Source organism: Arthrobacter sp. NPDC056727 (genome assembly GCF_042790555.1).
Taxonomy (GTDB): domain Bacteria; phylum Actinomycetota; class Actinomycetes; order Actinomycetales; family Micrococcaceae; genus Arthrobacter.
This window is the reverse complement of record NZ_JBHTZA010000005.1, coordinates 152,586-162,385: the sequence shown is the minus strand read 5'-3', so window position 1 is coordinate 162,385 and position 9,800 is coordinate 152,586. Positions and strand designations below refer to the sequence as shown.

The 9,800-nt window shown below is 65.3% G+C and carries 10 protein-coding genes; 5 read left to right on the top strand and 5 right to left on the bottom strand.

Annotated elements, in window-relative coordinates:
* Positions 1–348 (top strand): PepSY domain-containing protein (locus ACFRAH_RS07140; RefSeq protein WP_377990210.1); only part of this gene is annotated, 348 nt, incomplete at its 5' end.
* Between the two features lie 179 nt (positions 349–527).
* Here ACFRAH_RS07140 and ACFRAH_RS07135 read toward each other — a convergent pair.
* Positions 528–755 (bottom strand): hypothetical protein, encoded by a 228-nt coding sequence (locus ACFRAH_RS07135; RefSeq protein ID WP_377990209.1) that lies wholly within the window; start codon positions 753–755, stop codon positions 528–530.
* A 778-nt stretch (positions 756–1,533) separates the two neighbouring features.
* On the opposite strand from ACFRAH_RS07135, the gene ACFRAH_RS07130 reads away from it, so the two are divergent.
* Both ACFRAH_RS07130 and ACFRAH_RS07125 read left to right on the top strand, forming a co-directional pair.
* On the top strand, positions 1,534–2,505 hold the full coding sequence (locus ACFRAH_RS07130; protein ID WP_377990208.1) for a DUF5996 family protein: 972 nt from the start codon (positions 1,534–1,536) through the stop codon (positions 2,503–2,505).
* Positions 2,506–2,574: 69 nt separating this feature from the next.
* The gene (locus ACFRAH_RS07125; RefSeq protein ID WP_377990207.1) at positions 2,575–2,922 is read left to right on the top strand and encodes a UBP-type zinc finger domain-containing protein; all 348 of its coding nucleotides are present in this window, start codon (positions 2,575–2,577) and stop codon (positions 2,920–2,922) included.
* Between the two features lie 37 nt (positions 2,923–2,959).
* Here the strand turns inward: ACFRAH_RS07125 and ACFRAH_RS07120 are convergent, their stop codons facing one another.
* The gene (locus tag ACFRAH_RS07120; RefSeq protein ID WP_377990206.1) at positions 2,960–4,192 is read right to left on the bottom strand and encodes a low temperature requirement protein A; all 1,233 of its coding nucleotides are present in this window, start codon (positions 4,190–4,192) and stop codon (positions 2,960–2,962) included.
* Between the two features lie 72 nt (positions 4,193–4,264).
* Positions 4,265–4,960, bottom strand: coding sequence for an alpha/beta hydrolase (locus ACFRAH_RS07115; RefSeq protein WP_377990205.1), 696 nt, complete (start codon positions 4,958–4,960; stop codon positions 4,265–4,267).
* Positions 4,961–5,233: 273 nt separating this feature from the next.
* Between ACFRAH_RS07115 and ACFRAH_RS07110 the strand changes: the two genes are divergently transcribed.
* Positions 5,234–6,082, top strand: coding sequence for an alpha/beta fold hydrolase (locus ACFRAH_RS07110; protein ID WP_377990204.1), 849 nt, complete (start codon positions 5,234–5,236; stop codon positions 6,080–6,082).
* Positions 6,083–6,306: 224 nt separating this feature from the next.
* Here the strand turns inward: ACFRAH_RS07110 and ACFRAH_RS07105 are convergent, their stop codons facing one another.
* Positions 6,307–6,702 (bottom strand): nuclear transport factor 2 family protein, encoded by a 396-nt coding sequence (locus ACFRAH_RS07105; protein ID WP_377990203.1) that lies wholly within the window; start codon positions 6,700–6,702, stop codon positions 6,307–6,309.
* A gap of 1,384 nt (positions 6,703–8,086) precedes the next feature.
* Positions 8,087–8,515, bottom strand: coding sequence for a MarR family winged helix-turn-helix transcriptional regulator (locus ACFRAH_RS07100; protein ID WP_377990202.1), 429 nt, complete (start codon positions 8,513–8,515; stop codon positions 8,087–8,089).
* Positions 8,516–8,663: 148 nt separating this feature from the next.
* On the opposite strand from ACFRAH_RS07100, the gene ACFRAH_RS07095 reads away from it, so the two are divergent.
* On the top strand, positions 8,664–9,236 hold the full coding sequence (locus tag ACFRAH_RS07095) for an NADPH-dependent FMN reductase (RefSeq protein WP_377990201.1): 573 nt from the start codon (positions 8,664–8,666) through the stop codon (positions 9,234–9,236).
* Positions 9,237–9,800: the final 564 nt, after the last annotated feature.

The window sequence follows — 9,800 nt, the reverse complement described above, 5'->3', positions numbered from 1 at the left end:
GGCAGCGCCGCCTACGAAGCACACATCACCAAGTCCGACGGAACCCACGCCACCGTCAAACTCGACGCCAACTACGCGATCACCGCCACCGAAACGGGCGGCCCCGGTGGCCGGGGACACCACGGCAACAGCAACGAAACCGCACTGACCGGTGACACGGCCGACAAGGTCAAAGCCGCCGTGCTGGCCGCCAACTCCGGCGCCACTGTGGACGAGATGACCACCGAAGACGACGGCAGCGCCGCCTACGAAGCACACATCACCAAGTCCGACGGAACCCACGCCACCGTCAAACTCGACGCCAACTACGCGATCACCGCCACCGAAACAGGCGGACACGGCCACTGACACATACAAAAGCACGGGTAGGGATCGATAGATCCCTGCCCGCATGTTTTTGCTCCAATGGCCACTCGAGTGGGTCAGTGTTTGCATGTCCCTGAAGGTGGGCGGCTCCCAGGGGTATACGTAACTCCACCCTTTCCACTGGGACAAGGCGAGTCTTCGGCGGGGCAGCGCGCCAGTGCTCACCGCCTTGATCGGGTGCCGGCCTCCCCTTGTGCCAGTCGGGCGTTAATCCTGTCCACCTCGTCGAGTACCTCTGTCGCCGCCCAAGCACGGTTCCTCTGCGAGGTAGTGATTGGGTAGATGACCCCGGCCTTGGTCAAACGCTCCAAGGCACCGTAGACGGACCTCTCCTCGGCGTCGGCGACGTACGCGGCGCTGTGCGCTTCGAAGACGGGCCGTTCCAGCATGGATGGATTCGAATTGGGCGTGGGCGATCGCTGCCTGGGTCATGATCGGAACGGCAGTCCAGTTGCAAAAGGTCATCAGATCAGCCATCAGCTCCGACACCAACTCGGACATGGATGGGCCCGCGTGGCGAGTAGTCACTGCCCCCGATCCAGTTCTGCACAACCGGGATCTTGCCCGCATAGACCGGATCGTCCTTCATCGGTGCATGATCGGCTGCGATTATGGCGGCTTCCATACTGATCTCGCGTCAGGACGGGCCTGGGGTGTGGACGGGCTGCTTGTTCTCCGCCGGCGCTTCGAGCGAATAGGGTGAACGCAGAGCTGTTTCCCATGGGGGAGCACGCCGGTCTTCCCGCGAGGTACGAGGCGTTGCCGTTGGAAGCGGTCGCTTCGGCGGAGGATCAGGCTGCGATGTTCCGCTGGTTCGCCGTAACTCCGGGCTATCAGGCAGATTTCGCCGCAACCCGCGCTGGTGCCCGACGTTCTTGATTTCCCCGGCTGGCTGGCTGCTTCGGGCTGGAAGCCTCAAGCTTGAGGAGTTTGCCGAGGCTGTTTTGGTGGTCGTCGGCCTCGGCAAACTCCGGTTGTACGTGGGCTGAGATGGGTTCCTTATGGTGGCCTGGACCACCGATATGGGGACCCTGACCCTGTTGGGTCACTCCTCGACCGGGCATCGGACGCGCGGTAGCCTGAAAGCGGACAGACCGCCGATGCTGTGCAGGCTTGTCAGTTCGGCAGGTGTTGTGCTGTGGGCATGATCCGGAAGCGAGGGTCCTGATGGAAGTCCCTGCAGGGACCGGCCCGCGAGGCGGGTGGCCTGAACTCAGGGTTCAGGACTGGTCCGGGACCCGGGACACCCTGCACCTGTGGACCCAGATCGTTGGCAAGATCCGCATGGCTCATGCGCCGATGCTCAACCATTGGTGGCATGTGACGCTGTACGTCAGCCCGCGCGGGCTGACGACGTCCACTATCCCTTACAGTAATGGTGCTTTCGAGATGGAGTTCGACTTCCATGAGCACGTCCTGCGGCTGCGCACCAGCAACGGTGCGGACGCCAGCGTCAGACTGGGCCCGAAGCCGGTGGCTGAATTCCATGCCGAGACGTTCGCTGCCCTGGACCGGCTCGGGATCGGGACGGTCATCCGGGCGGTGCCTAACGAGGTCGATCCGGCCATACCGTTCGCCGAGGATTACCTGCATGCCTCCTACGAGAAAGAAGCGGTGCGGCTGTACTGGGCCCAACTGATCCAGGCGGACCGTCTGATCAATGTGTTCAGGTCCTTCTTCCGGGGCAAGGTGAGTCCCGTGCAGTTCTTCTGGGGAGGAATGGATCTGGCCTGCGCGAGATTCTCCGGCCGGCCGGCGCCCCGACACCCGGGAGCGATCCCGAACTGTGCTGACTGGGTCATGGCCGAGGGGTACTCCCACGAGGTCAGCAGCTGCGGTTTTTGGCCTGGCGGCGGAGACGAAGGCGCATTCTATTCCTACGCCTACCCCGAGCCCGAAGGGTTTGCCGGGTCCGCGGTCGAACCGTTCGAGGCAGCCTACGACCATGATTTGGGGCTCTATCTGCTGCCCTTTGAGGCGGTCCGACGCGCACCCGATCCCGACCGGCAGGTGCTGCGGTTCCTGCAGTCCACTTACACCGCCGCGGCGGTGGCGGGGCGGTGGGACCGTACCGCGCTTGAGACCGATCCAGCCAGGCTGTGGCATCGAGCGAACCGGGGTCCTGAGCCACCGCTGTAGCTCCCCGGGCCAGTCCGGCCGGGCGTAAAGTTAGCCTTGTTCCGCGCGGATCCAAGCGAGGAGGCGGTCATGGCCGAGACCCCAGGGATCGATGTTTCGGTGCCGCCCAGCGGTCCGGGCTGTGTTGAATGCGACGCCGCCGGCGGCTGGTGGCTGCACCTGCGCCGCTGTGCCCAGTGCGGCCACGTCGGCTGCTGTGACAATTCCCCCGCCCGGCACGCCACAGCCCACGCCCACTCCACCGGGCACCCCTTCATCCGCAGCTTCGAACCGGGCGAGGACTGGTTCTGGGACTACCGCAGCTCCACCTATTTTCACGGCCCGGAACTGGCGCCTCCTGCACATCACCCGGAGGACCAATCCGTTCCCGGGCCGGCCTCACGGGTGCCAAAGGACTGGGAACAACGGCTGCATTGACGCCCGCCCCGGCCCCCTTGCATCCGCCGGGTCGGTCTCAGGCTCCGGCCTGTTTCAGGGCCTGTTCCGCGTGCCGGTAGCCGACCGCTTCGTATTCGACGATGATGAGCGCCGGGGAGGCGGCGACGATCAGCAGGGCAGCACCCAGGCTCGCGCCCAGGCCGACCGCGACCACGGCGCAGGCAAGGACGAGCCCGGCGGCGGTGAAAACCCAGATGTGGTGGCGGTCGGCGGTGCGGAGCAGGAACGAGTAGATCATCATGAGCGTCAGCTCGAAGAGAAACACCGGGATGGCGACTGTGAGCACCGTCGCGGTCGCAGCGATGTGGCTCTCGCCGGAGATGTACTCGGCTGCGGCGTGGAGGCCGGCGCCGGTACCGACGACGGCGGCGAAGACGATGATGTGTCCGTAGCTCCAACCGAACGTGCGGCGGCGGTGGCGTGCCAGCACCCTCCCTGCCGGGACGGTGAAGTACAGCCACCACATCGCGAAGGCCAGGGCAGTGCCGCCGGAGGCGACTAGCACGACTTCGGCCGACCAGCCCGAGCGGTCGACGACAGCCGAGATGGCCAGGACTGTGCCGAGAATAACCTCGCCGAGGGTGATGATCACGAGCAGCGAGTACCGTTCGGCGATGTGGTGCGGATGCCAGGGGGTGCCTCCCTCCTTGCGTTCGGCGAGGATGGGACCCGCCAGTTCAACCCCGGTGAGGGCGGCGATGATCCATGCCGTTGCCCCGATCGGGAGCGAAGCGAGGATGAGTAGCACCCATCCGATCTGCGCCACCGAGATGGTCACTGCGTAGGCCAGGCAGGCCCGGCGGTGCCCAGGATCATGCCGTGCCGCGCGGAGCCAGAGGGCGACCGCGGCGACGCGCATGATCACGTATCCGCTCACCATGATGCCGTTATCGACATGACGGCCTTCGTCGATGGAACGGAAGAAGGGCGGCAGGCCCAGGGCTATCACGAGCACACCGATCATCTCGACGAGTGTCGCGATGCGGAAGAAGACGTCGTCATTGTCGTATGCGGAGGCCAGCCACGCGTAGTTCACCCACGGCCAGCTGATCGCGAAAACTCCAAGGCCGAACCCGGTGACCGCCGCCGGCCAGTGCCCGTGCTCAAGGAGCAGCGCCGCCTGCGATGAGACCGCGCTGAAGCCTACGACAAACGTCAGGTCGAAGAGCAGCTCGAGCGGGGTTGAGGCGCGGTGTTGCTCGGCCGGATCGCGGCCCGACATGCGTGCGAGCCGATGGGGAAGGCTCATGCACGAAGGCTACTCCGCGATGGACCAGCCCGGGAGATGGCGAATGCGGCAGCAGGCCTCCTCCCGGTGACGTTAGCCGCGCGCCGTGGCCGCCTCCTTGATCAGCGCGGCCACGGCCTCGGGCTGTGAGACGTACACGGCGTGGCTCGCGGCGGCTTCAGTGACCTTTGCGCCGGCCCGTTGGGACATCGCCCTCTGCGCGGGCGGAGGGATCATCCGGTCATCCGTTGCGATCAGGTACCAGCTTGGCAGGTCCCGCCAGGCGGCCTTGGTGATCTGCCCCTGCAGGGCGCCGACGCCCCAGGGGACCTGCGCATCGGCCATGAATGCCGACTGTTGGGGTGGCACGTCGGCAGCGAAGGAATCGGCGAACTTTTCCCGGTCCAGGAACAGGAACCCGTCCTTCGGCGGCAGGATCGGCGGGACAGGCGCACCCGGTGGAGGGTCGGCGATGAGGGTGTTGACTGATTCACCGGTGTCGGGTGCGAACGCGGCGATGTAGACCAGGGCGCTGACGTTCTCGTGGCTGCCAGCTTCTGTGATGACGGCCCCTCCGTAGGAGTGGCCAACAAGCACAACAGGGCCGTCACAGTTGGCGATCGCACGCCTCGTCACGGCGACATCGTCCTCGAGGGTCACCGTCGGGTTCTGGACGATACTGACGTTATAGCCCTCTGCGGTCAGCTGGTCGTACACACCCTGCCAGCCCGACCCGTCGACGAAACCGCCATGCACCAGAACGACGTTGTTCACTTTTTCTGCAGACACCGGGATTCCTCCTGCTCTAAAAAATGGGGTAACACCCGGATGCTAGACCCGGAGCCCTTCCGCTGCCAGAGCCAAAATGCTTCACCAACAACCCGGTCTCCAGGCCGGCCGCTGACCGGTCGTGGGCTGCTTGCTGTGCCGGACTGATTCCGGTCTTGACACTGCTCAGCGGCGGGGTCTAGAACTGCTGCAGCGGACGCTCCGGGCAGCGTGGCTTGGACGGGCCGGGCGGGCGGTCCTGGCGGTCAGCGGTTCAACGAAGAAGGTCGTCAGATGGGTACCGAGGCGGTTTCGACGATCAGCACATACTTCCGGGTTTGTGACGGGGTGCGGGTGAGGTTCGCGGACAGCAAGGCAGACTCGGACACCACGGTGCTGCTGCTGGCGCCGTGGCCGGAAAGTCTGTGGGCGTTCCGCCGGATCTGGAACCGGCTTGCGGAAATCGGGCGGGTGGTCGCCATCGACATGCCGGGGTTCGGCCATTCGGATGGCCGCCCGGAGCTGATCGCTCCGGAGGGCTCCGCGGCGTTCCTGGCCCGGCTGATCCATGAGTGGGGACTGGGAGTGCCGCACGTCGTCGGACCGGACGTTGGCACGGCAGCGGCCCTTTTCCTTGCTGCACGTGCTCCGGAACGTGTCAGGAGCCTGACCGTCGGCGGCGGCGCGGTCCGCTTTCCGATCGACGCCGGCGGCGCGCTCAAAGACATCATCGAAGCGCCGACTTTGGATGACGTGCGCACCCTCGACGCCAGAAGGAATATTGGCTACGCTGTCGAGCCGGCCGCCCCGAGCAGCACCGAGCCGGAGGTCCACGAGGACTACGTCAGCGCCTACGACCTCGGGCGCTTCGCCGAATCGGCGCGGTTTGTGCGAACCTACCCCGAGCAGAACCCGGTGCTGCGCGAACTGCTGCCGACCATCACCACGCCCACCCAGATCGTGGCGGGCCGCCACGATGACCTCGTGCCGTGGTCAAACAGCGAGTACCTGCACAGTCTCCTGCCCAACAGCGAGATGCATCCGCTGGACGCCGGTCACTTCGCCTGGGAAGAAGCAGCGGGCGACTACGGCCGGCTCGTCGCCGACTGGGTCAACGGCGGGTACCGGAGCCTGGCCCGCTAACACCGCGCGATTTGTGAAGGCCCCGTTCCGATATCGGCGCCTTCGACCTGCGAGCCAAAGCCGTGGCCCGTAGTTTGACGCCGACAGTACTGATTCCGTCAACCTAAGGGAGTGGTCCGATGACTGTTTTCCGTGCCAGCCGCGCTTTGTACGCGGGGCCCGCCGCCAGAAGCGTGCGCCGCGGGCTCACCGCACAGCATTGCCATGCCCGAGTGGCCATTCATTCACTGCGCGTCAGTCCCAGCTGACGCCTGGTCCTCGGCGGTCGAGGTGACCAAGGTGTAAAGTTCGGTGATCACTCCCTCCTTGCAGTGAGCGATGTCCATTCCGGTCACGACGGGCGGCTGTCCGGCGGGGCCGAACCGGAATCCGAGGTGACCGAGGTCGTCGTTGACAGAGACGGGGCCGTCCTGGTGGAAGACCCAGTCCGGGGTTTGCTCGCGTAGTTCGGCGGCGCGCCGGGCTAGAGCCGTTCGGCCGCGGATGATGCGGTCGGGCTCGTGCCAGACGACGTCATCGGAGTAGGTCTCGGCGATGGCTGCGGCGCGGCGGGCGGGGTCTGGTTCGTTGAAGACGTCGAGGAGGTTGCACCGCATCAGGTCGCCGACGGTGCGGTTCATGGGGGTCCTTCGGGTTGTGCCAAGGCGGGATGCGGCGGCCGGTTTGGGCCGGGGAAGCGGTGCGAGAGTTCCTCTCGCTCCGCGTCATCGACCCGTACGGACGCGGTGTCTAGGTTTCAGTCAGGTGGGCGCAGGCGGACCCGGCAGGCGGTCTGCGGACGATCTTGGACATCTCCTTCTCCTGATCCGTCGGCGGCTGGTGCATGCCTTGAGGGAAGAACTAACTTTGCCGGGGTGGGCGGGCGCTTCCGTCGTTTCACAGGGCGGGAGCTACTGCCGACGACTGGTGAGGTCCACATTTCGATTCCTTGCCTGTTGGTTCGTGTGGAACCTTTTTGCAAAAACCGGCCACCGCGGCCGGCTTCCTTCGTGCCGACAGAGGGGTGGCTCGAATGGGTGGCCCCGCTAGCCGCCGCGCAGCCACTTCCTTGATCAGAGCTGCTACGGCTTGCGGCTGGGAGACGTACACGGTGTGGCTCGCGGCGATCTCGGTGACTTTTGCACCGGCCCGGGTGACATCGCGTGCTGGGCATGGTGGTGGCTCTTCCGGCATGGGTTCTCCTGTATTGAGGCGGAGAGATAGCCAAATGCTAGTCCGGCCCGTTTCATGCCGCTAGGGTCGATTGGCTTGGCAATAACGGCGGTTCCTCTGCGTCTAAGGACGATCTTGCCGTGGGTGAGGCGGAGTTCGAGCACGGTGCAGGTCGCGCGTACCTCCGCCAGGGGGTGGAGGTTTGCGTTAGGCACGTGGAGTTGTCCGCCGGCGATCGGGCCGGCCAGCTCGGCGAGTACCAGGCGCCGGGTCCGGCCGTGCTGCCTCCGTCCGTCTCGACTCCGTGCTTGGCGGCGGCCTCAAATCGTCGATGGCGTCGATCCACTCGGTTACGACGCCTAGTTCTGTCCAGCCCGCCGTATCCGTGGCCGTAGGTGCCGAGGACGGCGTCCACGCCGAGCCGGGCGCGGCGGCCCAGGGCTGCGGGCACGGGCATTGGCGTACCACGAGGTGATCTATGACGCGGTTCCCCAGGAACCGGAAGAAATGGAGCCACCGGCAACCAGCCAGCGGCACGAGTAGAGCTAAAGCCCCGAGCCGGCACGTCAGGTACCGAAGCGGGTTGTGCCCATTGCAGGCAGGTGGAGGAGTATGTCCACGCGATTCAGGACCGTCTCTTGCCTTTCCGACGGCGTGAGTTCCGGCCGTAGCACCAACTCTGCGTCAGCGATCCGTTATCTCCTTGGAACGGCCACTACCGCGGTCATGGTCCAGCGCCGCATTTCGTCCTTTATTATCCAGCGTTCGGCTGTTCGCCCATTCCTGGATCGCGGGGCCGGCGTTGAGGCGTTCTCAGAGTTTTACGGCGGGCACGGGCAAGGGCGTCTCAGTTCAGTCCCGCGTGTCGGCAGTTTGATGATCAGCGGCGAATTGCTCGAAGGCGGCGGTGATGGCTGGGAGGTCAATGGAGTCCAGGTGGTTGAATACGTGGCGGCGGACGCTCGCCAGATGTGCCGGCCAGGCCTCGCGCAGGCGCTGGAGACCGGCGTCGGTGAGCACAGCATTGAAGCCCCGGGCGTCTGTCGCGCACCGCTCCCGCCGCACCAAACCTTGGCCCTCCAGCCGGCTGACGATCCGGGTCATGCCGCTGAGGGACAGTGAAGAGGTGGTGGCCAGATCACTCATCCGCAGCCGCCGGTCGGAGGCCTCGGACAGGTGCATCAGCGCGGCATACTCGCTCATGGACATATTCTGCTCGCGCAGCAGGTCGGCATCGAAGGCCCTCGGAACAGTGATGATGGCCCGCCCCAGAGCGCGCATAAATGCTTCTTCCGCCGCACTCAGCGGAACTGGAGATTCAGGCGGCTGGTCTCTCACACTGCCCATAATACTTGCTTGACAAAGCAACCGGACAAGAGTTTGCTTGACGTAGCAAATAAATGCCCTGGCTGCAGACAGGAGGATTGACATGACCAGGATCGGTATTATTCTCGGGAGCACCCGTCCCAACCGTAACGGCGAACAGGTGGCCCGCTGGGTACTGGAAACGGCCTCGCGCCGCACGGACGCCGGATTCGAACTGATCGACCTGCGGGACCACCCGCTCCCGCATCTGGACGAACCGATGCCGCCATCATTCGGCCAGTACCAGCATGAGCACACCAGGCAGTGGGCGGAAACAATTGCCGCTTTCGACGGGTTCATCATCGTCACCCCGGAGTACAACCACGGCATACCCGGCGTGCTCAAAAACGCCCTTGACTACCTGTACGCCGAATGGAATAACAAGGCCATCGGTTTCGTGTCCTACGGCGCGGTAGGGGGAGCCCGCGCGGTCGAGCACCTGCGCCAGGTCGCGGCCGAACTCCAGATGGCCGACGTCCGCCAGCAGGTGGTGCTCTCGATGATCACGGAGTTTGAAAACTTCCGTGTTTTCCGGCCCGGCGACTACAACCTTCGAGCTCTGACCACGATGCTCGACCAGGTCATCGCCTGGAGCTCGGCACTGGCACCGCTGCGGGAGACCCTAAAAGCTGCCTGAGGCACACCGCTCTTTGGTCGTGATTCGCGTCGCTACCCGACGGAGTTCAGGCACCACCTCCCGCATTCCGGGCCACTGCATTTCCTCTCGACCCACGGGCCGGGCGACCGAACAAGCTGCTGCCGCACGGCTGGCCCCCGGTCCACAAAAAACGCCGGGCTGATGGGCCCAACCGCTTCCGTGCCGACGGGAGGTCCCGGCTGGCGCCATCCCCGGGCCTTTCGGCCGGTATCGGGGCCAGGGGAACTGGAGGAGAGTGACCATGCCAAAGGCGGTTCGGTACGACGAGGGTCCGGTACGACGGGTTCGGCAGTATCGAGTGTTGCGGGTCGAAGAGGTGGAGCGCCGGTGCCCTCGGACGGTCAGGGCCTCGTGCGCGTGAAAGCGCGGGCGGTGAGGCGGTCATCCGCACCGGAGCACTCGCGGAGCTTTTCCCGTCGTCGTTCCCGTCCACCGCGGCAGACCCGGAAGTACGTGCTGATCGAAGAAACCACCTCGGCGACCGTCGTGACCGGATCACCCACGTGATCTCTCGGGGGCCTGCTTGCCGGAGTGGAAGCTTTC

Coding starts and splice junctions, on each gene's coding strand:
- ACFRAH_RS07135 (WP_377990209.1), bottom strand. CDS start 755: ATGCTGGAACGGCCCGTCTTCGAAGCGCACAGCGCCGCGTACGTCGCC.
- ACFRAH_RS07130 (WP_377990208.1), top strand. CDS start 1,534: ATGGAAGTCCCTGCAGGGACCGGCCCGCGAGGCGGGTGGCCTGAACTC.
- ACFRAH_RS07125 (WP_377990207.1), top strand. CDS start 2,575: ATGGCCGAGACCCCAGGGATCGATGTTTCGGTGCCGCCCAGCGGTCCG.
- ACFRAH_RS07120 (WP_377990206.1), bottom strand. CDS start 4,192: ATGAGCCTTCCCCATCGGCTCGCACGCATGTCGGGCCGCGATCCGGCC.
- ACFRAH_RS07110 (WP_377990204.1), top strand. CDS start 5,234: ATGGGTACCGAGGCGGTTTCGACGATCAGCACATACTTCCGGGTTTGT.
- ACFRAH_RS07105 (WP_377990203.1), bottom strand. CDS start 6,702: ATGAACCGCACCGTCGGCGACCTGATGCGGTGCAACCTCCTCGACGTC.
- ACFRAH_RS07100 (WP_377990202.1), bottom strand. CDS start 8,515: ATGCGCGCTCTGGGGCGGGCCATCATCACTGTTCCGAGGGCCTTCGAT.
- ACFRAH_RS07095 (WP_377990201.1), top strand. CDS start 8,664: ATGACCAGGATCGGTATTATTCTCGGGAGCACCCGTCCCAACCGTAAC.